Raw genomic sequence first — 26,081 nt, forward strand, 5'->3', positions numbered from 1 at the left:
TATATAAAAGAACCAATTAATCAATCAAATAAAAAGACAATGAAGTATTATTTACAAAAGAGAATTTTCCGGCTGCTATTGGCAGCCGTTATAGTCTGCCTCCTTCCCTTAGCGGCATGGGGGCAAGGGGTACAACCTTCCGGAGGCGGTGCCAGCGTGAGTGATCCCTACCAGATCAGCTCCAGGGCACATTTGGAATGGATAGCGGAGCAGGTAGCAGGAAGTAACGATTTCGATGGCAAGTACTTCAAACTACAAAACGAGATCTACCTGAGCGACAGTCCCTGGACACCGATCGGAAAACCCTACCACAACTCTTTTTGCGGCACTTTCGATGGCGACGGATATAAGATAACCGGACTCTATATCCCGGCGACAAGTCCTGTAGTGTATGGATACTTGGGACTGTTCGGAAACATCGGTGCAAACGGGCATATCAAGAATCTGGGCGTAGAAATAGCTCCGGGCGGCATAGAACTGTATCCCGTCGATTATACATGCGAAGCTGCCGACCTGTTAGCCGGTGGAATAGCCGCATACACAAATGATTGCACGATTGAGGACTGTTATGTTACCGGCGGCGGGTTCTATTGCAACAAAGACTCGGAAGGATATTCCATCATTATGGGCGGTATAGTAGGAGAAGCCAATGGGTCTACAACAATCAAAAACTGTTACGCCACGATAGACCTGACATTTGAATGCGAAAACTTTAAATACTACCAAGCAAATAATCGGAGCGGACTGTCGGGAATAGCGAAGGGAGGAACTATCACGAATTGTTATTATTCCGGGAAATTGAGGGCGCATGTTGGTACCAATACAAATTATAACTGGAGCGTGGGCGGCATATCTTCCGATGGAGCTACAATCAACAACTGTTTGGTTCTAAGTCCGGATATATCGGCTATTGTTGATAATGGAACGGGAACTGTAAGAGCCTACACAATTTCCTCGAACCCAACTGGTAGTTCAAATTATGTCTCACAATACACCACTTTAAACGGAACAGAACCCATCTACGACGATGGAGCAAACGGCACGAAATGGACGGATATCGGGGATGGCGACGCACCGCTTTCTGCTTGGATAGGAACCAGCAATTGGGTTGCAAATACTTATGATAAATACATGACAGTCCTGAAGATGACCGATGGAAATACATTCAAAGAAGACCCATCTAACGTTTTCAAAGAAGTAATCCCCATCAAGACTGCTGCCGAATTAGCAGCGATTAGCGCTAATGCAACATCTTTGGCCAAAGATTACCGATTGGCAAACGACATCGACTTGACCGAGTATATCACCAACAACGGAGGCAGCTGGAAATCAATCGGTAATAACACGACGCCTTTCAAGGGTACCTTTAACGGGGATGGCTACCGGATCACCGGACTGACCATTCCGGAAGGATCAAGTAATACAGGAGACGAGGGCGGCTTGTTCGGGAAGATTGGTACATATAACTCCCCTGATTATATAAAACCCGAAATAGTTATAAAAAACCTGGGAGTAGTAATAGCCGAAAGCGGCATACATATAAATCATAATATACAACGGGGAGGTGGTATTGCATCTTCTATTTACAGTAGCAAAATACAAAACTGTTACGTAACCGGAGGATCTGTTATTGCTGTTGGTAATCCCAATTCTCGAGGAACGCTTAGCATTGGAGGAATAGCCGGACAAATTTACGCAACTATTGAGCATTGCTATTCTACTATTGACCTAAAAGCAGATTGGGATAATCCAAGGGATGGCAATCCCGGTGAGGATTTATATGTCGGTGGTATTGTCGGTGAAGCAAGCAACGGAATTATAAAGAACTGTTTTGCAACCGGAACGATATCAGTCTCTCTCAGTAATGTTTCGGATGTAGGGTTCAACTCTTATGCAGGGGGGATAGCTGCATTTAATACAGGCCATAGTTGTACAATAGAGAATTGTCTGTCGGTAAATAGTGGTGGACTTTCAATCGAAACAGCTATACCTGCATCAGCTTCTATCAACAATATAATTGGCATTAAAGGCACTGGAAACTTTACAGGAAACTATACCCTGTCAGATATTCCGAAGACAGCAGGCGTTACAAGTGACCAAGGGGATGCCGGAACGGATTGGGACGGTGTTGTAGCCTATCCCGCAGGTATCTTCGATAACGGGGAATGGCAAAAACCTGTCACAAGCATTTCTGCAAGTACATTCCCTAAACTCTGTTATGCCGGTACAACCCGGCTTATGCCCAACCAGCCGGATGTGAGACATCCGTACAGGGTCAATGTCAGTTCGGTCAGCAACGGTACGCTTACTACCAATCGTCAGCCCTGGGGGAAAGTGGGCGAGACTATTACCATCACAACCACCCCTGACGGAGACTACGTGACGAACGGCTCCCCGACAGTAACCGGTACAAGTGGGACTATTGCGGTATCAGGCTCCGGTAACAGCTATACGTTTACCATGCCTGCTGAAAACGTTACGGTATCCGCTACATTCATCAAAGTCTATACGATAACCGTCGATGGTTCCATCGCAAATGGAAGTATCGAGGTGAAGAAACCCGATGGGACTCTTCTAAGCTCGGGTGCTAATGCTGATATAGCAAATGGTACTGTACTTAGCATCACAGCCACCCCGGACGGAGGCTACCGCCTGAAACAATTGACTGTGGACGGAAGCCCGATCACGGGAAGTACCCATACCGTTATGGCCGATGCCACCCTCTCCGCCGAGTTCGAGCTGACACCGGTTACACCTCCTGTCGATCCCGATCCAACGCCTCCTGCCCCAACGGTTTACTATACGGTAACCCTCCCATCCGTAGAAGGTGCCGCCACCGATCCTGTAGCCGGAGAGTACGAAGTAGAGGCCTGGGGTAATTTCCGTTTCTATCTCACTTTGGATAAGGAATACGATCAGTCGGAGCCTGTCATTACGACCGACCGTGGCGAAACCATCACGCCACGCAACAGTGATGGTGCTTACATTATCAAATATGTTCGCAACGATGTGGGGATATTCATCGACAATGTCGTGAAGAACCCCGACCCGGTTGCCAACGAAACGATAGCTACAGATGATATCAAAGTATGGGCGGCAAAAGGTTACCTGCATATCAGCAACCCGACAGCACAAAAGGCACAGGTCTACAACCTGACCGGATCGCTGGTTAAACAGGCTGACATCCCGGCAGGAGATACTGAATGGCAATTGCCTGCCGGCATCTACATCATACGGGTAGGCGCTGTACGCCAGACAGTCATTTTATAAAAAGAACTGATTATGACAAAAACTGAATTGATAAAAAAGGTTGCCGACGATACGGGACTAGCAGTTACTCAGGTGAAAAAGACTGTTGAATCGCTGCTCCTGATCATGACCCAAACTTTGAGCAACAGCGATGAAATATGCATCCAAAACTTCGGAACGTTACGTCCCTGGTTACAGAATGGACGCATGGCGCGCAATCCCAAGACTGGTGTTGCCGTTAAAATTTCTCCCCGTGTATCAGTGAAGTTCCGTCCCGGGAAAGCATTATTGAACGAGCTTAATAAATAACTTTAGAGAGCTCAACAAACAAAGAAGGTGTCCCCATAGTCTTACGACAAAAGGAGACACCTTCTTTTTTTATTCTTCCTGTCCGCCGCCTAATGCGTGGTAGAGGTTAATAACACCTTGTATCTCATCGAAACGGTCGGCTACCTGCGAGAGTTCCGTTTGTAGTAAACCTTGCTGGGCAGTCAGCACCTCCAAATAAGTGGTGTTTCCGTGTTGCATCAGTAACCGGGTGCTTTTTACGGCCTTTTGTAAAGCTGTAATCTGCTGGTCGGCGAGTTGGATGCGTCCGCGTGCCGTCTGCCATTGTGTCAAGGCGTTGTTAACTTCGCTTCCGGCATTCAATAGGCTCTGCTGGAAAGCCAGGGAGGCCTCTTCCTGTTGTGCCTTGGCTATTTTCAACTGGGCGATGTTGGCACCTTTGTTGAATAGCGGTTGTGTCAGCGAGCCTATCGCCTGCAACAGCCAGCCACCCGGGTTAGTGATGATCCCCGTTCCGTTATTGGTCCATCCGGCAACACCGCTGAGGGTGATGTTCGGATAGAAAGCACTGCGTGCTCCGTTCGTTGCATAGAATGCCTGTGCCAACGAATATTCTGCCTGCCGTACATCCGGACGGTTGCTTAACAGGGAGAGCGGAACGCCGACGGATAGTGTCTGGGGAAATTCCTGTCGATCCAGTTCTCCCCGTTCCATCCGGTGAGGCACTTCTCCGAGCAGGTTGGAGAGGCTGTTTTCCATCTCGTTGATCTGCTGGCGTAGGGTCAGGAGGGAGGCTTCCACACTCAGGCTGTTCGCTTCCGACTGGGAAACGGCGGCTTCATCTGCCAGACCTGCTTTTTTCAATGCACGCATCGCCTGTACGTTCTCTTTCCAAAGAGAGGCCGTCCGTTCACTGATGACAAGTTGTTTGTCGAGCAATAATAAAGTGTAATAGGAATTGGCTACAGTGGCTATTAGTTGTGTCCGGACGGCCTGTTTGTATGATTTAGTTTGTTCGAGAGCTGCCTGTGCACTTCTTTTTGCATTGGTGAGTTTCCCGAATATATCGATTTCCCAACTGGCAGCTACCGCCAACTGATAGCTTTTGGCGGCTTTCGAACCGTCGAAGCTACTGATCGTACCCTGCGGATTCAGGTTCAGTGCCGGAAGGTAAGCCAGACGCGAAGTCATCAGGGCTGCTTCGGCTTCCTGTACCCGCAAATGGGCGGTGCGCATGTCGGTGTTATTCTCCAGTCCTTTTTCGATCAACGTCTGCAATTGAGAGTCTGTGAAGAGTTCCCGCCAGTCGAGACTGCCGATGCTGGTCGTATCCGTAGCCATCGCCTCGTCCCTGAACAGGTTATCGGGAACGGAGGTCTCCGGTTTGTAGGATGTATAGATGCCGCACCCGCTCAGTAACGAGAGGGTGGCGACGGATAATAGAATGATATTATTTTTCATCTGCTTGATTTCCTTTCTTTTTACTTTCGAGATAGTCTTTCCGCTCGGCGGTTACTTCTACCACTTCTTCCTGGATCTGCCAGTCGTGAGTCGGCTCGAACTGTATCGGGCGCACTTTTTCTTGCAGATACTGGAATACGATGAACAGGGAAGGCACGACGAACAGCAGTGCCAGTGTTCCGATCAACATACCGCCTACGGCACCTGTGCCCAATGAACTGTTACCATTTGCACCGACACCTGTCGCTACTACCAACGGAAGCAGACCGAAGATCATGGTCAACGCCGTCATCAGGATCGGACGCAGACGTACTTTGGCAGCAGACAGTGCGGCAGATGTCAGGCTCATACCGGCGGCACGCCGTTCGGCAGCATATTCAGTTAGCAGGATGGCTGTTTTGGCCAACAGACCGATCAACATGATCAAACCGGTTTGCAAATAAATGTTATTCTCCAGCCCCATGATCTTGGCGAACAGGAAGCTACCCATCAGACCGAACGGAACGGAAAGGATCACGGCAAACGGGATCAGGAAGCTTTCGTAAAGCGCACTCAGGATCAGGTAGATCATCAGGATACAGATGACGAAGATCACGGCTGTCGTATTGCTTTCCTGGTTCTCTTCGCGGGTGATACCGGCAAAGTCGTAACCATACCCTTTCGGCAGGCTGGTTGCCGCTACTTCTTTTACGGCATTGATGGCATCACCGGAACTATATCCTGGCGCTGGCATTGCATTAACCCCGATCGAGTTGTACATATTGAAACGGCTCAGCGATTCGGCGCCGTATACCTTTGTCAGGTTCACGAACTGGCTTAACGGAGCCATTTCGCCGTTTGCCATACGTACAAAAGTATTATCCAGTGAAGATTCATCCAGACGATAATCGGGGGAAGCCTGTATCATCACCTTATATACTTTCGAGAAACGGTTGAAGTTAGATACATATTGTCCTCCGTAATAACCTGACAAGGTGCTTAGTACGGCATCCGGTGTGATACCGGCACGCTTACATTTAGCTGCATCTACCGTCACTTCCCACTGCGGGTAGTTGATAGAGAAGGTTGAATAGGCGGCTGCAATTTCCGGACGTTCGCGCAAGGCCCCCAGGTATTGTTGTGTCGTATTGAAGAAATCAGTCAGATCGCCTCCCTTTTTATCTTGCATATACATTTCCAGCGCATTACCCATACCGTAACCGGGGATCATACCCGGCGACATGGCGAAGATGTTTGCATCCTTGATGTCGGCAGTCCGTCCGTATATCTGGTTGATAACCGATTGTACGTGATCTTCTTTGTCCGTCCGTTCATCCCACGGTTTCAGTTTGATGATGAACATACCGAATGAGTTTCCTTGTCCGGAGATCAGTCCGTAACCGGATACTTTGTTATAATCCTTAATCTGCGGCAGGTCTTTGATACGATTCTCGATGTTGGTCATCACGTCGTTGGTCGTTGCCAGTGAGTTACCGGCAGCCGTTGTTACGTTGACGAACAATACACCCTGGTCTTCATCCGGCACCAGACTGGTCTTCGTCGTTTTCATCAGGAAGAACAACAGGACAACCGAGCAAGCCAGCATCGACCACATCAGCCATTTGCGTTTGATAAAGAAGAGTACGCCCTTCTTGTATTTGGCAATTAGGGCATCGAAAGCAGTATTGAACGCTTTACGGAAGCGGGAGGCAAAGTTATTCTTTTGCGTACCGTCCTCATTGATATACGGTTTCAGTATCAGTGCGCATAACGCCGGGCTCAATGTCAATGCATTGATCGCTGAGATACCTACGGCAACCGCCATTGTCAGACCGAATTGTGTATAGAATGTACCTGAAGTTCCGCTCATGAACGATACCGGAATAAACACGGCCATAAACACCAGTGAAGAAGAGATAATGGCGGCACTGATCCCGTTCATGGCATCCATACTTGCCATGTACGAAGATTTATACCCGACGTCGAACCGGGCCTGTACCGCCTCGACGACGACGATGGCATCATCGACCACCGTACCGATTACGAGAACGAGTGCAAACAAAGTAATCAGGTTGATACTGAATCCGGCAATCGACATGAATGCGAATGTACCGATCAGTGACACGATGATACCTACCAGCGGGATCAGGGTTGAACGGATATCCTGCAGGAATATGTATACCACCAGGATAACCAGTAAGATCGCTTCGATTAATGTCTTTATCACCTCGTGGATAGAGGCGAACAGGAAGTCGTTCGAACTCATCATCTGTACGATCTCAACACCTTTCGGCAGGTCTTTGCGTGCTTCGTCGAGGAAAGCGTCGATTTGTTGGTTTACCTCGGTCGCGTTGGAGCCGGCTGTCTGGAATACCATACAGGAAACGCCGACATGACCGGTCAGTTCGCCGATGTAAGAGTAGTTTTCACGTCCCAGTTCTATTTCTGCTATATCTTTCAGTTTCAGTACTTCACCGTCTTCGGTCGAACGGATCACGATATCCCCGAATTCTTCCGGCTGTATCAGGCGGCCTTTGTACTTCATCGTATATTGGTAGGTCTCTGTAGAGTTCTCACCGAATGCACCGGTTGCCGATTCTATATTCTGTTCGGCCAGTACGGCGGTCACATCCGAAGGGATCAGGTTATATTGCGCCATCACATCCGGTTTCATCCAGACACGCATACTGTAATCTCCACCCATTACCATCAGTTCGCCGACACCTGAGATACGGAGGATTTCCGGCTTCAGGTTAATGCTCAGGTAGTTGGCAAGAAAGCCTTCGTCGTATGAATCGTCAGGGCTGTAAATCGAGAAGATCTGCAACATACTGGTCTGACGTTTGGTAGTAGTGACCCCTACTTGAGTAACTTCTGCGGGTAACTGACCGGTGGCTTTGGACACACGGTTCTGTACGTTTACGGTTGCCATATCCGGATCGGTACCTTGTTTGAAGTATACCATGATGGATACGGTTCCTGCATTGGTTGCCGTAGATGTCATGTAGGTCATATCTTCTACACCGTTGATGGCCTCTTCCAATGGAGCGATCACACTCTTTTGAAGGGTTTCCGCACTGGCACCGAAGTAAGTTGTACTCACCATAACGGTGGGCGGGGCAATATCGGGATATTGTTCGACGGGCAGACTGGTCAACCCGATGATACCCATAAATACTATCACGATAGAGATAACGGCTGATAGTACCGGGCGTTCTATAAAGGTTCTTAATTTCATATTCCGTTCTTCCTATTATTGTTTAACCTGGATCGGAGTTCCTTCGCGCAGCAAACCTACACCTTCGGCAACGATCACGTCACCGGCTTTCAGACCTTCGTTCACGATATATTCCTGGCCTCCGTTCACACGGGTAATATTGACCTGAGCCGATGTCGCTTTGCCATCTATGACTTTATAAACGTATACTTTATCCTGTATTTCGAATGTGGCTGTTTGCGGGATCACGATACTGCCCGATTTCTCTGTCGACAGGATAATGTTTCCGGAACTGCCGCTGTAAAGGATCTCTTCTTCGTTCGGGAATACGGCACGCAGGCTGACTGTTCCGGTGTTGCGATCGATTACACCGCTAATGGTTTCGACTTTCCCTTTTGCCGGATAAACGGATTTATCATTCAGTTGCAATTCGACTTCCGGCATCATCTCCAAAGCTTTCTGCTTGGAACCATATTGGCGAGTGAGTGACAATAACTGGTTTTCCGTTAGGGAGAAGTAGACATACATGTTCGAATTATCTGAAACAGTTGTCAACGGTTTAGGCGAATTGGCGCTGACCAAAGCTCCGACACGGTAGGGTAGTGTTCCGACAACTCCGTTGGACGGACTTTTAACCTCTGTGTATGAGAGGTTGTTGCGTGCACTCAGTTCCTGTGCTTTCATCTGGGCTAGCTGTGCTTTGGCACTTAGCCACGAATTTTCAGCGGTTTGCAGGTCGAAAGCCGATACTACATTTTGTGCATGCAGTTCTTTTTTACTGTCGAACGTCAACTTTGCCGTGTTCAGTGCTGCCTGTGCAGCTTCTACATTCGCAGTCGCTGTCTGTAACGCTGCTTGATAAGGAACCTGGTCGATGATGAACAACAACTGTCCTTTTCTGACAGCTTGTCCTTCTTCCACACATAACTGTGTGATAAATCCTGAGACCTGCGGATAGATGTCGATATCCTGTCGTCCGCGTATCGTGGCGAAATAAAGACTGCTCAGGGTTTTGTCGGTTGTCGACACTTTCAGCACTTTGTACTCACTGTTAACCATTGTTGCCGGTTGCTCTTTACATGAGCTTGCGATAAGGCAAAGAAGCCCTACCCCGATGCCATTGAGGCATCGGGCCATAAAATTTTTCTTCATATTCTGCTATTATTCAATTATAATCCCGGCAGTAGGATTGTTCCAAAATCAAAACATCAACACGGTAATGTCAGAGTGTTGTAAGTTTGCTACTCATTGATATATACTGCCTTAACTAATAACCGGTGCAAATATCCGACTTTTTGAGATAATAGCTGTGGTTGAAAAATGAATATATTTGTTCCAAAATTGAACAGGGACAAGTAAGCTGCCTGCTACTTTTTCTTCTTGGGATCGTTCAGCTTTTTAGCATCTTTTTTCAGTCGTTTCTCTACCTTTTTTATGTCTTCTCCGGCAGGAAATTGTTCGGGAAATATGCCTCTGCTGACCAACATGTCTCTTACGGCCAGGTTGTTATCCACATGCTCGTTTTCGATGGAGGTTTGTCCGTATAAATCGTTTTGCTGCACATTGACAGAGGTCATTTCTGCGGCAAAATCCTTGGCTTTTATACTGATTGTCGGTAGAAAATCAGCCAAAGGGCGGCTGTCGGGTACTCCTAATTTGCGTTTGAGTAGTTTGGTATCAATACGAAACAGTGCTTTATCTCCTTTAGAACGTATGGTGGCAAAGCCTTTGCTGTCTATGCCTCTCTCATATAAAACGCCGGAAAGTAGCTTTTCTGTTTCGGCTAGTTTGGTACGTGCATTGATGCGTTCATAGTCTAATAGACGTTGTTCTATAAGCTCTGCGCGTCTGGTCTGTACGGCAAAATAGTTTTGTGCAAAAGCTATTTCAGGCTTCCGGGGATCGCCATTTTGTGCAATTAAGTAGCATGCATAACGCGTTAGGAGGATGTTATCTACCTCTCTTTCAGCGCCTTTACCTATACTTATCATTTTCTCCACGTGGGGAAAATGATATTCTATAGTTTCTCCTGCATTTCTACATGCCTCTTCCGCCTTATTTATTACATTAATGAATTTATCCCACTTGACATAGCCTAATAGACTTTGCAATTCTCTAGCACTCCAACACTCTACGCCGTTGTAATCACAAACAATACTCTCAAATTGAGTAAATAACTCTTTAATTTCTTCTGTTTTCATAGTTTCCGTTTTTAATTAAATTGCTACAAATATAGAAATAGATATTGAATACAGCATGTGTTTTTTATGATTATTTCTTATCACTTGATTTATATATTGTGCGATCATTTTGCGGGCGTGCGCAAAATGATGTTTTGAATTTCTGTTAGACCATTTTGCTGACGTCAGCAAAATGGTTGTATGAAGACCGACCCAAAGCTGCTTTCGGATATATTTTCTATCTTTGCATCCTTATAAAAATGGATATGGAAGAATCTTTTTTGCAGCTGAGTATTGCGGACTTGCTTCGTTTTAAAATGAATCTGAAGTCCTATCAGGATAAATTGGTTATTGTGAGAATGGATGGTAACAATCATAGGAATCCCGGATTCAAAGAAGATGTTTCTATTCGCCTGGATGCCTTTTCTATTTTTCTGGTTCGGCAAGGAGATATAGAGATTACCATAGATGATTTTACCTATCATTTATCTGATAATCTGTTGTTGAATATAATGGATATGCACTCGGTAAAGAACTTCCGTTTTTCTTCCGATTTCAAAGGCTATCATCTGATCATCGAACGCAATCTGTTTTCCGAGATCATGTTAAACAGCCGTCGTATGCCAGCTGCTTATATCGCTTCCCTGCATAGTCGTCCTATCCAACATCTGAATGAAGAGGAAGGTCTTTTATTGGAGAATTGCCTCTGCCGTATCGAGCAGAATATCGACCGTACGGAACATGCATGGCAACGCGATATTATCCTGAACGAACTCCGTGGCTTTTTACTGGAGATGAATAACATTGTCTATCAGGCAAACCGTCATAAAGTAAATCCGAATCCACCGGAAAAAGATGTATTGCTTTTCCTGTTTATCCAGTTACTGAACAAACATTGCCGGACAGAACATTCCGTTTCTTTCTATGCTGGTGAATTGTGCATTACCCCCGAGTACCTGTCGCGTATAATGAAAAGTTTTAGCGGAAGGACTGTCAACCAATGGATCAGTGAAGCATTGATGCGCGAAGCTGAGATACTTTTGCGGAATCCGGATTTCTCCATTCAACAGATAGCCGACATGCTGAATTTTTCCGATCAGTCCTCTTTCGGGAAATTCTTTAAGAAACACAGGGGGATATCGCCTATATTATTCAAACGCCAGTTTGCCACAGGAAAAGAATAAACTTTTTTATTCCGGAACATAGATGATCTCCCCGTTCTCCAGCTCATACGCAATCCCTACCTTGCGACCTTTTTTGCTGTTGCTTTCCTGGTTTTCGGAGGGGCTGTAGCGGTGGATGGTTTCTCCTTCTTTTGTGATGATTTCCATATTCTCTTTTCCGGGATTTTTCACCAGTGAGAAATCCTCTTTCGAGAAAAGCTCCGTCATATTGAAACGTGTGACGAGAGCAACCATCAGGGCAACGGCAAACACCATCGCCACGTCAAAAAGATTGGCTACCACACCCATCGGGTCGGAGTCTCCGTCTATATGAAGCAACCTATTTCGTTTCATTTCGCAGATTTTTGTAGATGTATTCCAGGTCGTTCATGTCGCGGGCATACCATCGCTGTTTGATTTGCAGGGTGACAACTCCGATCGCAGCAATTACCATACCTACCACCGTAGTCGCAAAAGCCACCTGCATATTATAGGCCATGGAAGCAATATCACCTGTCGATAATCCGACCAGAGCCGGCCCCATCGGAATCAGCGTACCCATCAATCCCAGCATGGGACCCAGTTTGATAAAGGTACGTGAGCGGCCCAGTTCCTTTTCGGCTTCCACTTCGTAGTTGGCCAATAGACGTTCGCAATAAGCAGCGTTCTCTTTGTGACCGTATAATTTCTCAAGACAACGTAGCAACGGGATATTTTTGTTTTCGGGCAGCTGTTTGTAAAGTTCCTCAGCTGTATCGGGTGTCATTTCTTCAAGCATTCCATTCACCTGTTGCTGTAAATGTGTTTTCTGCCAGAACTCACCGAAGAAGCCGCCTACCATCAAAATAGCCCGTACAAAGAAAAGTAGTAACAGCACTACAACGGGAACTAATAGCCCGTTAGAGATCCAGAATAAAGCATTAGAGATCGATGTCATATCCTTGTTTTTTTAATAAATTTCCATATAAATCCGATGAGAGCCCCTGCAATGAAAACCCCCAGCGTAACGATCATTGCCTGTATGTTGACATTGGAGACACTCTGGTAACTGGTACGCCCGTTTTCCGTAGCAATGATCCCCATCAACAGGATAAAAAGATTGGTGACGAACAGTAACTCCAACCGGAGGCTCTCGTCTGCCAGATACTTTTTGAGGAACCATCCGATACCGACTATACCGATCCCCGTTCCACCGGCAAACAGCCAGGCAACGGTACGAAAACTGGTTCCGGGATAAGCAAAGATCAATTGCGTCAGGCTATAAGCCAGAACGATCGTGATCAGTATTCCCGGATATATTTTCAATAAACGCGTCAGTGTCCGTTTGAAAAACGTATCATGCCTGCGTAGTCCGGCAAAACAGTCGAAGCAGAAAGCGATCATCACGGCCGATTCGAGCGTGATCATAACGGCGGCATCCTGCATACGCTCGGGTGACGATAGGAAATCGGCGATCTGTGTTTTCGATTGTTCGGTAGTCCACGGCCAGATAGCCAATACAAACAAGCTGCATCCCAGCCCTGCGGCAAGAATACCGGAAAAAGAATTATAAAACCCTATCTTCAGCAGAAAATTCAGGGCGATAAATCCGAGTAATATGCCGATCACATATTCCATCCGTTATTTTTTCTTCCGTTTCAGTACGAATACCAACATGATAAACAACAAGGTGACCACTACCGCGATCAGGATACCGTTCAGCGTCTGGCTTTCCTGCTGGGGAGCCTGTGTCAGTTGATCCTTTTTCAGAACCACCTGCTGCCCTGTTTCGACAGCGACCTCTTTTATCTCAGTGATATTCCGCTGGTAAGTTTTTGCCTGCTCAGGAGTGACTTGTCCGGCAATAAATTCTTTCAGTTTATCATTATCGCAGACAAATCCGGTGCAGGCCGGTTTGAATTCATTGATCAGCTCTACATGCAATTCGGAAATTTGTTGTAACTGTTCGTTTGTTGCTTTCCAATAGCCTTTACGCGCTGTTTCCAGCATGACCGCTGTCATTTCTTCCAGGGCGGCAGGACTTTCCTTTTTGAAGAAATCATGTATCCCCAACTGTTGTTCGTCGAGAACATACATTTTGTATAACTCATCCCAAAGCTCATTGTCGATGGTAGAAGGTTTCATTACATTCCAGCCATAGGTATTACGGAATGTCTTGGAGAAATTTTCGGCAGTGGTGGCTCCCCCTTTCATCTTTTCTTTGATGTATTCCGGGTTGAGTAACGTCGTGCGGCTTTCCACGCCGATTGCTTCCCGCAGGTTTTGCAGGCGGATATTGTGACGGTTACGGTAGTCTGACAGGTAAGCTTCCGGATCTTTGCCCGTCACGTTACGAACAGACAGGTTCAATCCTCCCATAAATTCATACATGTGGTCGAGGCTTAAGGCTCCCCAGGTATTACTCTGTCGGGGTTGCATAACAACATCCGTATGTTGCAATACAATGCTAAACAGGTCTTTTACCACTTCGCCCCACTTTTCCTGATCGCCATAGATCGCTCCCATATTATTCAGGTAAGTGGATGCTATCTGCGATTCGTTATTCCATGCATCCCCTTTTTCTACCAGGCTGGTGATACCTGTTCCGTAGCCACCGTTCACCGCTCCGAATATACGCATGGTAGACAGTTCGCGTGCTTCTTTGGGAGAGATACCCTTTTCTACCAGCATTTTTTCCGATTCTATGGTACCTTCGGCTACATAGTTGCCATATTGGTCGCCTTCCGATTTGGCTGCCATCGATACGGCTTTGCTTAGCATGGCCAAGCGTGAAGCCGCCAGGTCGCGAAGCTGTCCGGATGTTTGTACGACGATGTCGATGCGCGGACGTTTCAACTCTTCGGAAGGGATCAGGCGGAGGTCTGTGACGCGTCCCATACCGTCGCGTACCGGCTCTACACCCAGCATATAGAGGGCTTGTGCCAGTGTGGCACCTTCCGTTTCGATAAATTCACCGGCCCAGAAAGTATAGCTGACCTTACGCGGCCAATCCTCATGTTTCTTAAAATAAGTCTGTAAAGTAGCATCTGCCAGCGCTTTACCGTTATCCCAGGCACGGGTTCCCGGCGTTGCTTCCGCATTGATAGAATACATGTTCCGTCCGGTCGGTAACGTGTTAGGTGCCAGCACTACATCACCGCCGGGACTCGGGGCGATATATCCCCCGTTGAGGGCATGCAGGATTCCCTGCAATTCCGCCTCCGGTGATGTTTCCAATAGTTGTTTATAGTTCAGTACATTTTTCAGTGTGCGTTCTATTTCCAGTACGGCGAAGGAGAAATCTTTCTCTTCCTGCGGAATTTCCGGCATTTCGGCTTTCTTTCCTTCTTTCTTTGCTTTTTTGCGGGCTTCGATCCGTTTCTTCACCCAATCCGGCATTTTTCCTACTTTCGGCATTCCGGCCGGCATTTTCATTCCTCCGTTTTCGTCTGAACCACTCTCGTCGTTATCGGCGGAGGCCATAGCCATCATCTCACTCATCGACATCTGTCGGGGATTGACAGCCATTTCCGTTGCACGCGCTTTCATCAGGTCGGCACGGGTCAACGAGGTCACTTCCTGCATCAGCTGGTCGCTGTTTTTAGACGGGGAGGCCAGTATCTGTTTGATCTTCGCTTTTACCGGGGTGAGATAATGGCGGGATACATAGGTGTTGCTTTCCAACTGTTCCCGTGTGATCTTTTGGTTCAGAGCATCCAGGCGTGCCAGGCTGTAAGCCAGCGGATCAGCCGACATGGCGATGGCAGTCGATTCGATATCTTCTTTACTATAAGGTTGCCCCAGTGTATAAAGGCGTCCGGTCATCTTCTCGTTGGCGATCTCTTCTGCGAAGTTTTCGATGCGTTCTATCTCTTCCGCCGTATAAGGAGTTCCGGCTACGCTGTCCAGTTGCAGGTCGCGCTGTAAGCCCATTTTTAATACCGTCTCTTTTATCTGAAGGCCGATCTCTTTTTGCTTGCTTTCGGATGCCTGATACCAGGCGTCGATATTACTGAACAAACCGGCAAAACGTCCCCGTGTACGGCTTTCCATAAAAGGCGGTGTGATATGCGACAGCATAACAGCATGTGTACGGCGTTTGGCGATAATGGCTTCTCCTACGTTTGCGATACTGTAATAATAGAAATGCGGCAGGTTACCGATCAGACAGTCCGGCCAGTCCCTGTTGGATAAACCGGCCTGTTTGCCCGGAGTGAATTCCAAGCTGCCATGTGTCCCGAAATGAACCAGGGCATCCGCTTTAAATTCATTCTGAACCCACAGGTAGGGGGCGATATAGGCATGTGGTGGTGCGACGCTAGCGCCGTGTACGATCTGGAACTCGTCATCCCCTTCGGCAGCATGCGGCTGGGGGAAAAGTACGATGTTTCCGAATTGCAGGCGGGCGATGGCCAGCGAAGGTTCTCCGTTGTGTTCGGCACTCAGGTAGTTACCCGGCGCTTCTCCGTACTTCTCTACTACTTCTTTGTATTTATCGGGTACAAGCGTTTTTGCAACCCATTGTTCATAGTCTGTTTTGCTGACCCATAGTGGGTTTCCGTTCTTCATGAAATCATTCTGTGCTCCTTTGGCGTAGGCTCCTAATACAGCTCCCTGTTTTTTCAGTAACAGGTTGAATGCCTCGAAGGTATCGGGTAGACCGTCTACATTATACCCTTCCTGTTTCAAACGTTTCAGTAACTCGTAGAGGGAAGGGGCGACTTCCAGTCCGGCGGCAACCAATGCGGCTTGCCCGGCTGCTTTGAAATAACAGATTGCCACCCGTTTATCTTTGTTGGGTATAGAACGTAGTTGCAGGTATTTCTTTACGTTGCCGGTGAAGTTATCCAGTCGTTCACTTTCGGCGTCAAACATAAAATAGCCGTTCTGATGTTCGTTCTGGGTAGAGATCACCAGTGGGTCGATTCCTCCGTCTATCTCCGGCAAGACGATACGGGCAGTCAGGTAACCGCCTGTCACACCTTTGTTCTTGTCGTCGCTCAGCCATTCTTCCCGGCTCAGCATGATGGAAAGCGGACAGAAGAGCGGGATATTGTTTTGGGTCAGCCATTCTACCGTCTTGTCTCCTCCCAGGCGTCCCATTGGCAGATAGACAACTGCATCCGGGTGAACGCTTTCCATCAGTTCCTGCCGTTTGGCAGCTGCCGCGATGGGATAAACGTTGAATCCTGCATCCGTCAGACGGGTGATCAGGCTGTCCACATAACTCCGGTTTCCTTCCAGCGGGGAAGTCATACCCGATACGAATGCGATGCGTGGTGCATCTTCCTTGTATATTTTCTTTTCACGCAGGTGGTTGGTCAGTTCGTCGGCAGTACGGTAGAATACACCGTCTTCCAGATGGAAAAAGATGTCGGAAGGGATAAGTACCGCTTCTTCCGGTTTTGTTTGGAATAATTTCCGGCTGTCGAACGTGCTGCGGATATAGTGCAGCATATTCCGGTAGTTCACTTTGCTCCGGTTGTTGTAGTAGGTGTCCAGCTGTTCTTGCTGCAAACTGTCTACATGGTGGTTGATGATGGAGCCGGACGAGAAGATAAAGGTGTACACCGTTGTCCCGTTTTTCCCTGCGGCTTCAATGTTTTCTGTCTGCTCTTCCGTCAATCGCAGTCCCGGACCGAACAACAGGATCGCGTCGTATTTCTTCAGTGAAGAAGCATCTTCCGGCTTTACTTCGCTGACTTGTATCAGGCGACTGTCGCTGGCCATGGCTATGTTGGATACCTGATAAGACGGGAAGTTTACCAACGCTATTTGGGTAGGCGACAATAGCAGGCTATAAAAAGCATATAAGCCGAGTACCAGCAAAAGTGCCAGCCCGGCTTTCCATCCTGCAGATTTGTGTTGACGGAGGAATTGAATTACAGACATGATATGAAATAATTAACAAAGGGAAGGGAGATCTCCCTTCCTTTGTGTGATTAACTAATGTTATTTAAACGGATATACGTAGTCAAAAGTGATGTGTCCGGATTTATTATCATCGCTTTTGTATTTCTGCATGATTATTTTTGCATAGTTCTTGCCGTCGGCAGTTTTGATAACAAATACATTTTTGTTATAATGCCATTGCATATCTCCCGTAGGAGCATCGAACCATGCCCAAACCGGATGTTCCAAAACCTGAAATGCTGTATTGGCTGGGCGTGTTTCGAATTTACCCATCACCGTCATCATTTCAATATCGGTATCGACAATGAATCCTTCGGTCGGAACTTTTGTTACTTTATCGAATGCTGTTTCTTTAGTATCCAGAGCACCGCCTTGTCCTTCACCTGCCGTACCGCTGTTAGTACGGATATAGAAACGTTGGAAAGCGATATCCCATGTTTTATCTTTGGCTGCGTTCGCTTTGTCTATTGCTACGCTATCTCCTTTTTCAAAAGAGAAATAAACCCATTCGTTGGCAGCTGTGCTGGTAGATACAAAAGAAAAGGACTTAGGTTCTGCTGGCGTTTCCGGTTCCGGTTCTGGTTCCGGAGCTGGAGCCGGTGTTGGTTCAGGTTCGGGATCATCACTGCCACAAGCCACAAAACAGGTAGAAAGTAAACACAACGTAACAAGTACCATGATCTGTTTCAGACCAAATACTGCAAAATTTAATTTGTTTGTTTTCATAAAATGATTAATAATTATAATGTTCATAAATCGCTATCAGAATTTAAAGATGACGGAACCAAACACGCGTCGTCCCGGATCGTAGGTCGTATAGTTGACCGGATCGGTGTAGTTGAAGATGTTCTGTACACCGGCTGTCAATAGCAAGTTCATATATTTATGTTTCCAGATGCTATACTGCACGGTCAGTTTCCAAAGGCTGTATGCGTCTTGCGGGCTGTCTACCATTTGCTGGATCGTTTCTCCCGTTTCAGGATCGACCACAGTCTTTTCGCGGAAGTTGATTTTCTTCGATGTCCATCGTCCGGCAACGGAGACAGAGGCTTCCCGTTTGAAGACATCGAATAAGAACATCGCGTTGCAACTGAGAGCATGCTTAGTGTTTCCGGTCAGCTGCAGGCCGGTAGCTTTGTCCTGTGCATCCGTAAAGTCGTAAGTTCCTTGAAGGTTTACCCATCGGAACGGTTTATAAGTGACAGAGATCTCCGCTCCACGGATACGGGCATTGTCCACATTTCTGTATCGTAACTGTGCTTCTTCGCCTCCGTCGGGCAGTTCCACGATAACGTTATATGACTGTATTTTATCTTTGATATCGTTCTGGTAGATTTCTCCACTGATATTCAGCTTGTTGAAAGTGTATTCCGCAGAGAAAGAGTAATAATTGGAATGCTCGGCTTTCAGATCCGGATTACCGATATTGTGGGAAACGGAACCCATCTGGAAGTCGGAGAACAGTTCGGTAGCATCGGGGGCTTTGAAACCTTTGCTGTATCCGGCACGCAGGCGCAGATTACCGGGTGAATACATTACGTTGACTTTCGGTGTATAAGCATTTCCGAACACAGAATGATGTGTATAACGGAAGCCCCCGATAATGTCGAGTTGGGGAATGACTTTCCAGTCCAACTGTACAAATCCGTTGATATCGTTTACTTTTCGGGTTTTCATCTTTTCCCCGTATTGCATGATATTATAGTCTTTGTTCCAGTTGAATTCAACCCCGGCTATACCTTGCAGATTATCGAGTGGGTTATAAATATCAGTCAGACGTAGGGTCTGTACATTCGAACTGGCATTCTTTCCAACCGAATCCAGTTTTTCAAAGACAGTCCGTCGGATATAAAAGTCACCGTAATAGATTGCTTTCAACATATTCTTTTCTCCCAGTTTCTGTTCGAGTCCGGCGCGGAATGTTTTGTTGAAACTCTTATAATGTGTCACTTCGTTGCTTAATTTCGGATTCTTTTCTTCGTTCAGGAAGAAATCGGCTGAAGCATTCAGTTTAGTGTCGTTATGTTCCCAACCCAGCTTTTCGGATATGGTCATATTGGCGGATGGGTTTTGCGTATAGTTTGCCGGTGTCTCGGGTGTCAGGTCGTAACCGTCCGTCGAGTTACGGTTGAACAATGTCTGCGAAGTGAAATTCTTATATTTTGTCCCGAAAGCAGCATCCATCAATAACTCATTATAACGTGAGTAGCGCACTTTAGCCCATCCTTCGGCCGGACGTTCGGGAGTCTTGGTGATGATATTGATGATCATACCGATAGCACTCGAACCATACAGGGCGGATGCGGCTCCCTTGACCACTTCTATCTGCTTGATATTGGATGTACTTAGACGTTCGAAGTCGATCGGGCCTCCGGGGGTGGTAGACAGGCGCTCACCATCGACCAGAATCAGGATATATTTGTTTTCCAATCCCTGGATACGGATATTATCCCCTCGCGGATCGCTGTTGAATTGCAATCCCGGAATGGAAAACTCCAGTGCATCCATAATATTTTCGAAGTCATTGCGCTGTAATTGGGAAGCCGGGATCAGTTTGGTCAGTACCGGAGAGTTTTTAATAAGTTTTTCGGTGCGTGTTCCGGTCACCACCACTTCATTCAGATCGAATATACCGGCATTCATTCGGATATCCATCTGTTTTTGTGCTCCGTTGGCATTGACTTTGATACTCTGTTCCATGTATCCGGTCGAGCGTACCAGCAGATTGTAACTTTTTCCTTCGATCAGTTCCAGACGGAAACGACCGTCTGCATCACAGGCGGTGCCAATCAATGTTCCCGGAACATTGATTGTGGCCATTGGTATACCTTCTCCTGTTTCAAAGTCGATGATTCTGCCGGTCAACACACAAATGCCGGTTTGTACTTGTTCTTTCTCGGGTGTATTGTTTGTCATTCCTCCGTCAACAGCCATTGCCGGGGTAAACACGCACACCGAAAGTAAAGACATAGCAATACCTTTCAGTCTCATATAAGTAAGCATATAAAAAATGGAAGAATTTGTATTGAAATTCTGCCTTGTGTTAATTCCTGCTCTTTATCCCGAAAGCATGAATATAAATGATCAGGCAGGTTTTCTGACTTTCCCGGCTTTGCAAAGCCTTCCCGACGGAATAGTTGACAGTTGACAGATAAAATACGGACAGAAAAACTGTCAACTGTCAACTTTCCACTATCAACTGAATCGTCAGTGGCATGAAGTTGCAAGCATTTCCGGCAGGCTGCCGGAACGGGATTACAGCAACGGGCATTGTTCCGGACTTTCACCGGATTCCCTCTCATCACCAGCAGAATGCATCGTGATTCACCTTAATCCGTTACAAAAGTACTAAAGTATTTTTGAATACAAATAATAATTATTCAGGAAAAAATGTTTAAGCAAGATCGGTTTTGTTGTGAATCGTGATTATCAAAATGACACTACCCTACCATGTAAATGGGATTACTATACCGGGTAAATGAAATTACCCGGCCAGGTAATATTTTTTAACATATTAAAGAGCTAGGAGAATAGTCGATTTGAGAAGCAAAATGTAATCTCAGGGGATTCGTCCTCCGAGAGTTTAAAATCCTTTTATGATTTCAGAGAAACGGATTATAATTGTAGAAAACCACTTTCTTTTCTTTCAGTGATTTCTTTACGTCGATCAACCGTTGGTTGCTGCTGCCGCGGAATAATAAACTTTCATCGTGCAAAGCCTGTTTGAATTTCCCGTCCACCAGTACATCGATGTATTGAAGCAACGCTGCCTGTTTTGGGTTTTCCAATAGTTTTTCAAACTTATATCCCGTGTAGCACCAAATATTTTTCTGGCTTTTTTCTTTAATGGCACGAGCCAGTTTGGTAAATTCTTCCGGTTGGAACATCGGATCACCGCCGCTAAATGTAACGTCGGCAAATTCGTCGGCCAGAACTTTGTCCAATATTTCTTCCGTCGGGGTTGGTTTACCTTTCTTTATATCCCATGACTCCGGATTGTGGCAACCCGGGCATTGATTCGGGCATCCGGCAGCGTAGATAGCGGTCCGGAATCCCGGACCGTCTACGGTTGTATCTTCTATAATGTCTATGATTGAAAGCATAAAAAATAATGTGTCAATAAATTAATATGCTAATGAAAATTATCAATTATGAATAATGCGATCATTTAATTCGGCAAGTTTGGCATTGTTCCAGCGGTCGGTTGTGCCTACCAGGTAACCGGTGATACGCTGCAACTTATCCAGATGCTTGCTACCGCACTTCGGACATTCTTCCATGTGGGCATCTGCATTTTCATAACCGCAATCCAGGCAACGGTTACGGTTATGGTTTACCGAGCCGTATCCGATATTATATTTGTCCATCATATCGACCACTTTCATAATCACTTCCGGGTTATGGGTTGCATCGCCGTCTATTTCAACATAGAAAATATGGCCGCCACCAGTTAATGCGTGATAAGGAGCTTCTACCTCTGCTTTATGACGGGCGCTGCATTTATAATATACCGGAACGTGGTTGGAGTTGGTATAATATTCACGATCGGTGATACCTGGCAGTGCTCCGAATTTCTTGCGGTCGCGTGCCGTAAATTTGCCGGAAAGTCCTTCTGCCGGAGTGGCAAGTACACTGTAATTATGCTGGTATTGTTCCGAGAACTGATTTACGCGGTCGCGCATATAAGTGACGATTTTCAAACCGAGTTCCTGTGAAGCCGCATCTTCTCCATGATGTTTGCCAGTCAGGGCAACCAGGCATTCAGCCAGTCCGATGAATCCGATACCCAGTGTACCCTGGTTGATAACCGGGGCGATCGTATCTGTCGGTTTTAACTTCTCACTACCCAGCCAAAGTGAAGTCATCAGCAACGGGAACTGTTTGGCATAAGCTGTTTTCTGGAATTCCATACGTTCGTGCAACTGGCGTGCAGTAATTTCCAGCATTTCGTCTAGCTTGGCAAAGAAGCGGGCGATACGAAGTTCTTTATCTTCTATACTCATGCATTCTATAGCCAGGCGTACGATGTTGATAGTCGAGAAAGAAATGTTTCCGCGTCCGATGGAAGTCTTCGGTCCGAAGCGGTTCTCGAATACACGGGTACGGCATCCCATGGTTGCTACCTCATACATATAGCGTTGTGGGTCGTCCGCTTTCCAGTCTTCATGCTGGTTGAATGTAGCATCCAGGTTCAGGAAGTTCGGGAAGAAACGGCGGGCAGTCACTTTACATGCCAGTTCGTACAAGTCATAGTTGCGGTCTTCCGGCAGATAGCTGACGCCACGTTTCTTTTTCCATATCTGGATCGGGAAGATAGCCGTTTCGCCGTTGCCGACACCACGATAAGTACTTTTCAATATCTCACGAATGATGCAACGCCCTTCGGCTGAAGTATCCGTGCCGTAGTTGATAGAGCTGAACACCACCTGGTTACCACCGCGTGAATGAATGGTGTTCATATTGTGAATGAAAGCTTCCATCGACTGATGGACACGGCTGACAGTTTTATTAATAGCATGCTGTATGATCCGTTTGTCACCGCTCAGGCCATCCAGCGGACGCGTTACATAGTCGTCCAGTTCTTTATTATACAGATGTGAGTAATTCACGCCGTTCAGGTCTTCCAGGTTCTTGATCTCTTCAATAAAGCTGTTACGTACGTAAGGAGCCAGATAGAAGTCGAAAGCGGGGATAGCCTGTCCGCCGTGCATTTCGTTCTGAGCTGTTTCCAGGGAGATGCAGCCCAGGATGCTGGCTGTCTCGATGCGTTTTGCCGGGCGTGATTCGCCATGTCCGGCAGAGAATCCATATTTAAGGATGCGGTCCAGCGGATGCTGAACGCATGTCAGGCTCTTGGTCGGGTAATAATCTTTATCATGAATGTGCAGGTAGTTGTTTGCAACGGCCTCTTTTACCTCTTCACTCAACAGGTAATCGTCGACAAACGGTTTGGTGGTTTCACTGGAGAATTTCATCATCATGCCTGCAGGGGTATCTGCATTCATATTGGCATTTTCGCGCGTGATATCGTTCGATTTGATGTTGATAATCTCCAGGAACATATCGCGTGTTTTAGCTTTACGGGCAACACTGCGCTGATTGCGGTAAGCGATATATTTCTGTGCAACGTCCTTACGGCTACTGTTCATTAGTTCCAGTTCGACTGCGTCCTGTATCGCTTCGACTGTCATTTGCGGTTCTCCTTTGAATGAAATATGATCCGTAATCTGGCGGATCAGCTGCAAATCCTCCCCATTTTCTGTATGCAGCATGGCTTTTCGTATCGCTGTTACTATCTTCTCCTCATTAAATCCGACGATACGTCCATCCCGTTTGATAACTGTTTGTATCATGATAAAATTGATAATATATTTATGTTGTTTTTACTTAGACAAAGGTATGTTTAAACTATATATGGTGTTCTTTTTGGAAAACTTTTAACGAGTTAAATTATGTCAAACATCTGATTGTTAGATATGAAATTAGTAAAAGTGGAAAACTTTTTGATTTTTGAAGTAAAAATGTTTTCCCAAAAAGGATAGTCAAGGATGAGCTCTCTTCTAACTGTTGTATTATCAGCCTCTTATGTGTTCCAATAAAAAATATGCACAATTTGGAGTAAAATGTGTAATAAATTCTCTACATTTGTCGCCGAATCGGTTCTGTATTATCTGGTCGGGTGATACAGATTAAAAGGGAATCGGGTGTAAATCCCGGACAGTCCCGCTGCTGTGAAGCTCCGTTCAACATTCTGAAAACAACTTATGCCACTGACGAAGGTCGGGAAGGCTTCAGAATGGGAGTAAGTCAGAAGACCTGCCATTCATTAAAGGCTCATATCCTCGTGGGTTAGGATACGGGTTCGAAAAGATTGTTTATTATAAAAAATATCAGATCATGGAGAAAGATTGTCCGCGTTGTGGTATCTCCTTTGTTTGCCGGGTGGATGATATATCCGCTTGTCATTGTGCGCCCGTAAAGCTGGACGAGCTTCAGCTAGCCTATGTGAAATTGCATTATCCGGGGTGCCTGTGCAGTGCATGCCTGAATGAAATAAAGAAATACTTCTATGCATGTGAAGTGAATCCTCGTTATAAACGGTTAAAACATTAATATGATTCAAAAAGTATTGGTAGCGAACCGCGGTGAGATCGCCGTACGCGTTATGCGCTCCTGCCGGGAGATGGGAATACAGTCGGTGGCTGTGTTCTCGGAAGCCGACCGGGCAGCGCGTCATGTCTTGTATGCAGATGAGGCTTGTCTGATAGGACCTGCTGCATCCAAAGAGAGTTATCTGGATATAGAAAAGATTATCCGGGCAGCAAAAGAGCATCAGGCAGATGCCATTCACCCGGGGTATGGTTTTCTTTCCGAGAATGCCGATTTTGCCAGGCGGTGCAAAGAGGAGAATATTATATTTATCGGTCCTACAGCAGAAACGATGGAAGCAATGGGCGATAAGATCTCGGCTCGTAAGCGGATGATTGCGGCTGGTGTTCCGGTAGTTCCGGGTACCCAACAACCTCTGCAGGACGCAGCGGAAGCGCTTCGTATATGTAAAGAGATCGGTTTCCCGGTGATGCTGAAAGCTTCTATGGGAGGCGGTGGAAAAGGGATGCGCCTGATTCATAATGAGAATGAAGTGGAGGAGGCTTATAACTCTGCCCGCTCGGAATCTCTTTCCTCTTTTGGTGACGATACGGTTTATCTGGAGAAGTTCGTGGAAGAACCACATCATATCGAGTTCCAGATATTGGGTGATAACCATGGAAATGTGATCCACCTGTGTGAACGTGAATGTTCGGTTCAACGTCGTAACCAGAAGATTGTAGAAGAGAGTCCTTCTCCGTTTATTACGGTTGAGTTACGGAAAAATATGGGAGAAAAGGCAGTTGCAGCAGCAAAGGCCGTTAATTATTCCGGAGCAGGTACTATCGAGTTTCTGGTAGATAAGCACCGGAATTTTTATTTTTTGGAGATGAATACCCGCTTGCAGGTGGAACATCCTATTACGGAAGAGGTATTGGGTGTCGATCTGGTGAAAGAACAGATTAGGGTGGCAAACAACGAACCGCTCCATATCCGGCAGGAAGATATTGTACAGCGTGGTCATGCGATCGAATGCCGTATCTGTGCCGAAGATACCGATGCCGGTTTTATGCCTTCGCCCGGTGTTATACGCCAACTGACAGAACCCAATGGTATTGGTGTCCGTGTAGACAGTTATGTGTATGAAGGATATGAAATTCCTGTTTACTATGACCCGATGATTGGAAAGCTGATCGTATGGGCGACGACACGCCAGTATGCTATCGAACGGATGCGGCGTGTGTTACATGAGTACAAGATCACCGGTCTGAAAACAAATATCAGTTATCTGCGCCGCATCATGGATTCTTCCGATTTTGTGAAAGGGAAATATGATACTTCTTTTATTGAAAAGCATGCAGAACAATTGCAGCATCCGGTAAGTGAAAGTGGCACGGAAACCGAAAATGTAGCTATGATTGCCGCTTATATGGATTATCTGATCAACCTAGAAGAAAATAAGTCCGGGCAGGGATCCGACAATCGTCCGATCAGCCGCTGGCGTGAGTTCGGCCTGCAAAAGGGGGTCTTACGTATTTAATGATTGGCATAGTAGTACATTAG

General features: G+C 46.5%; 17 protein-coding genes and 2 riboswitches. Of the genes, 5 read left to right on the plus strand and 12 right to left on the minus strand.

Features of this window, described 5'->3' with window-relative positions:
• Nucleotides 1-39: 39 nt before the first annotated feature.
• Together BQ7394_RS01260 and BQ7394_RS01265 are read left to right on the plus strand one after the other, a co-directional pair.
• Nucleotides 40-3,270, plus strand: a complete 3,231-nt coding sequence (locus BQ7394_RS01260) for a GLUG motif-containing protein (RefSeq protein WP_075555713.1) — start codon at nucleotides 40-42, stop codon at nucleotides 3,268-3,270.
• 12 nt (nucleotides 3,271-3,282) lie between these two features.
• Complete coding sequence (locus BQ7394_RS01265; RefSeq protein WP_075555714.1) at nucleotides 3,283-3,558, plus strand: HU family DNA-binding protein; 276 nt, start codon at nucleotides 3,283-3,285, stop codon at nucleotides 3,556-3,558.
• Nucleotides 3,559-3,627: 69 nt separating this feature from the next.
• On the opposite strand, the gene BQ7394_RS01270 is transcribed toward BQ7394_RS01265, so the two are convergent.
• The 4 genes from BQ7394_RS01270 to dinD all read right to left on the minus strand — a co-directional run bounded on the left by BQ7394_RS01270 (nucleotide 3,628) and on the right by dinD (nucleotide 10,395).
• Nucleotides 3,628-4,998 (minus strand): TolC family protein, encoded by a 1,371-nt coding sequence (locus BQ7394_RS01270; protein ID WP_075555715.1) that lies wholly within the window; start codon nucleotides 4,996-4,998, stop codon nucleotides 3,628-3,630.
• A complete protein-coding gene (locus BQ7394_RS01275; RefSeq protein ID WP_075555716.1) occupies nucleotides 4,988-8,215 on the minus strand; it encodes an efflux RND transporter permease subunit in 3,228 nt (1,075 codons plus the stop codon). Before BQ7394_RS01275 ends, BQ7394_RS01270 begins: the two co-directional genes overlap by 11 nt.
• 15 nt (nucleotides 8,216-8,230) lie before the next feature.
• A complete protein-coding gene (locus BQ7394_RS01280) occupies nucleotides 8,231-9,331 on the minus strand; it encodes an efflux RND transporter periplasmic adaptor subunit (RefSeq protein ID WP_235848692.1) in 1,101 nt (366 codons plus the stop codon).
• Between the two features lie 230 nt (nucleotides 9,332-9,561).
• Nucleotides 9,562-10,395, minus strand: coding sequence for a DNA damage-inducible protein D (dinD, locus tag BQ7394_RS01285; protein WP_075555718.1), 834 nt, complete (start codon nucleotides 10,393-10,395; stop codon nucleotides 9,562-9,564).
• 245 nt (nucleotides 10,396-10,640) lie between these two features.
• Here dinD and BQ7394_RS01290 point away from each other — a divergent pair, with 245 nt between their 5' ends.
• On the plus strand, nucleotides 10,641-11,558 hold the full coding sequence (locus BQ7394_RS01290) for a helix-turn-helix domain-containing protein (RefSeq protein ID WP_235848645.1): 918 nt from the start codon (nucleotides 10,641-10,643) through the stop codon (nucleotides 11,556-11,558).
• A 6-nt stretch (nucleotides 11,559-11,564) separates the two neighbouring features.
• On the opposite strand, the gene BQ7394_RS01295 is transcribed toward BQ7394_RS01290, so the two are convergent.
• The 8 genes from BQ7394_RS01295 to BQ7394_RS01330 form a co-directional block, all read right to left on the minus strand.
• The gene (locus tag BQ7394_RS01295) at nucleotides 11,565-11,891 is read right to left on the minus strand and encodes a DUF2149 domain-containing protein (protein ID WP_075555719.1); all 327 of its coding nucleotides are present in this window, start codon (nucleotides 11,889-11,891) and stop codon (nucleotides 11,565-11,567) included.
• On the minus strand, nucleotides 11,878-12,474 hold the full coding sequence (locus BQ7394_RS01300; RefSeq protein ID WP_075555720.1) for a MotA/TolQ/ExbB proton channel family protein: 597 nt from the start codon (nucleotides 12,472-12,474) through the stop codon (nucleotides 11,878-11,880). Before BQ7394_RS01300 ends, BQ7394_RS01295 begins: the two co-directional genes overlap by 14 nt.
• On the minus strand, nucleotides 12,471-13,154 hold the full coding sequence (locus tag BQ7394_RS01305; protein WP_075555721.1) for a hypothetical protein: 684 nt from the start codon (nucleotides 13,152-13,154) through the stop codon (nucleotides 12,471-12,473). The genes BQ7394_RS01300 and BQ7394_RS01305 overlap by 4 nt, the downstream gene beginning before the upstream one ends.
• A 3-nt stretch (nucleotides 13,155-13,157) precedes the next feature.
• Nucleotides 13,158-17,408, minus strand: coding sequence for a cobaltochelatase subunit CobN (locus BQ7394_RS01310; RefSeq protein WP_075555722.1), 4,251 nt, complete (start codon nucleotides 17,406-17,408; stop codon nucleotides 13,158-13,160).
• Between the two features lie 60 nt (nucleotides 17,409-17,468).
• Nucleotides 17,469-18,155, minus strand: coding sequence for an HmuY family protein (locus tag BQ7394_RS01315; protein WP_075555723.1), 687 nt, complete (start codon nucleotides 18,153-18,155; stop codon nucleotides 17,469-17,471).
• A 36-nt stretch (nucleotides 18,156-18,191) separates the two neighbouring features.
• A complete protein-coding gene (locus BQ7394_RS01320) occupies nucleotides 18,192-20,420 on the minus strand; it encodes a TonB-dependent receptor (RefSeq protein ID WP_161951770.1) in 2,229 nt (742 codons plus the stop codon).
• A 79-nt stretch (nucleotides 20,421-20,499) separates the two neighbouring features.
• Nucleotides 20,500-20,777, minus strand: a riboswitch (cobalamin riboswitch).
• Nucleotides 20,778-21,031: 254 nt separating this feature from the next.
• On the minus strand, nucleotides 21,032-21,532 hold the full coding sequence (gene nrdG, locus BQ7394_RS01325) for an anaerobic ribonucleoside-triphosphate reductase activating protein (protein WP_075555725.1): 501 nt from the start codon (nucleotides 21,530-21,532) through the stop codon (nucleotides 21,032-21,034).
• 42 nt (nucleotides 21,533-21,574) lie between these two features.
• Complete coding sequence (locus BQ7394_RS01330; protein WP_075555726.1) at nucleotides 21,575-23,782, minus strand: anaerobic ribonucleoside triphosphate reductase; 2,208 nt, start codon at nucleotides 23,780-23,782, stop codon at nucleotides 21,575-21,577.
• Between the two features lie 286 nt (nucleotides 23,783-24,068).
• Nucleotides 24,069-24,267: riboswitch (cobalamin riboswitch) on the plus strand.
• Between the two features lie 59 nt (nucleotides 24,268-24,326).
• Here BQ7394_RS01330 and BQ7394_RS01335 point away from each other — a divergent pair.
• Entirely contained in the window at nucleotides 24,327-24,542 is a 216-nt protein-coding gene (locus tag BQ7394_RS01335) for a cysteine-rich CWC family protein (protein ID WP_075555727.1), read from the plus strand.
• Between the two features lies 1 nt (nucleotide 24,543).
• Nucleotides 24,544-26,058, plus strand: a complete 1,515-nt coding sequence (gene accC, locus BQ7394_RS01340) for an acetyl-CoA carboxylase biotin carboxylase subunit (RefSeq protein ID WP_075555728.1) — start codon at nucleotides 24,544-24,546, stop codon at nucleotides 26,056-26,058.
• Nucleotides 26,059-26,081: the final 23 nt, after the last annotated feature.

Source organism: Parabacteroides timonensis (assembly GCF_900128505.1).
Lineage (GTDB): Bacteria > Bacteroidota > Bacteroidia > Bacteroidales > Tannerellaceae > Parabacteroides > Parabacteroides timonensis.

Excerpts from the sequence above, each read along its gene's own strand:
- BQ7394_RS01260 (WP_075555713.1), top strand. The coding sequence starts at position 40 with ATGAAGTATTATTTACAAAAGAGAATTTTCCGGCTGCTATTGGCAGCC.
- BQ7394_RS01265 (WP_075555714.1), top strand. The coding sequence starts at position 3,283 with ATGACAAAAACTGAATTGATAAAAAAGGTTGCCGACGATACGGGACTA.
- BQ7394_RS01270 (WP_075555715.1), bottom strand. The coding sequence starts at position 4,998 with ATGAAAAATAATATCATTCTATTATCCGTCGCCACCCTCTCGTTACTG.
- BQ7394_RS01275 (WP_075555716.1), bottom strand. The coding sequence starts at position 8,215 with ATGAAATTAAGAACCTTTATAGAACGCCCGGTACTATCAGCCGTTATC.
- BQ7394_RS01280 (WP_235848692.1), bottom strand. The coding sequence starts at position 9,331 with ATGGCCCGATGCCTCAATGGCATCGGGGTAGGGCTTCTTTGCCTTATC.
- dinD (WP_075555718.1), bottom strand. The coding sequence starts at position 10,395 with ATGAAAACAGAAGAAATTAAAGAGTTATTTACTCAATTTGAGAGTATT.
- BQ7394_RS01290 (WP_235848645.1), top strand. The coding sequence starts at position 10,641 with ATGGAAGAATCTTTTTTGCAGCTGAGTATTGCGGACTTGCTTCGTTTT.
- BQ7394_RS01295 (WP_075555719.1), bottom strand. The coding sequence starts at position 11,891 with ATGAAACGAAATAGGTTGCTTCATATAGACGGAGACTCCGACCCGATG.
- BQ7394_RS01300 (WP_075555720.1), bottom strand. The coding sequence starts at position 12,474 with ATGACATCGATCTCTAATGCTTTATTCTGGATCTCTAACGGGCTATTA.
- BQ7394_RS01305 (WP_075555721.1), bottom strand. The coding sequence starts at position 13,154 with ATGGAATATGTGATCGGCATATTACTCGGATTTATCGCCCTGAATTTT.
- BQ7394_RS01310 (WP_075555722.1), bottom strand. The coding sequence starts at position 17,408 with ATGTCTGTAATTCAATTCCTCCGTCAACACAAATCTGCAGGATGGAAA.
- BQ7394_RS01315 (WP_075555723.1), bottom strand. The coding sequence starts at position 18,155 with ATGAAAACAAACAAATTAAATTTTGCAGTATTTGGTCTGAAACAGATC.
- BQ7394_RS01320 (WP_161951770.1), bottom strand. The coding sequence starts at position 20,420 with ATGAGACTGAAAGGTATTGCTATGTCTTTACTTTCGGTGTGCGTGTTT.
- nrdG (WP_075555725.1), bottom strand. The coding sequence starts at position 21,532 with ATGCTTTCAATCATAGACATTATAGAAGATACAACCGTAGACGGTCCG.
- BQ7394_RS01330 (WP_075555726.1), bottom strand. The coding sequence starts at position 23,782 with ATGATACAAACAGTTATCAAACGGGATGGACGTATCGTCGGATTTAAT.
- BQ7394_RS01335 (WP_075555727.1), top strand. The coding sequence starts at position 24,327 with ATGGAGAAAGATTGTCCGCGTTGTGGTATCTCCTTTGTTTGCCGGGTG.
- accC (WP_075555728.1), top strand. The coding sequence starts at position 24,544 with ATGATTCAAAAAGTATTGGTAGCGAACCGCGGTGAGATCGCCGTACGC.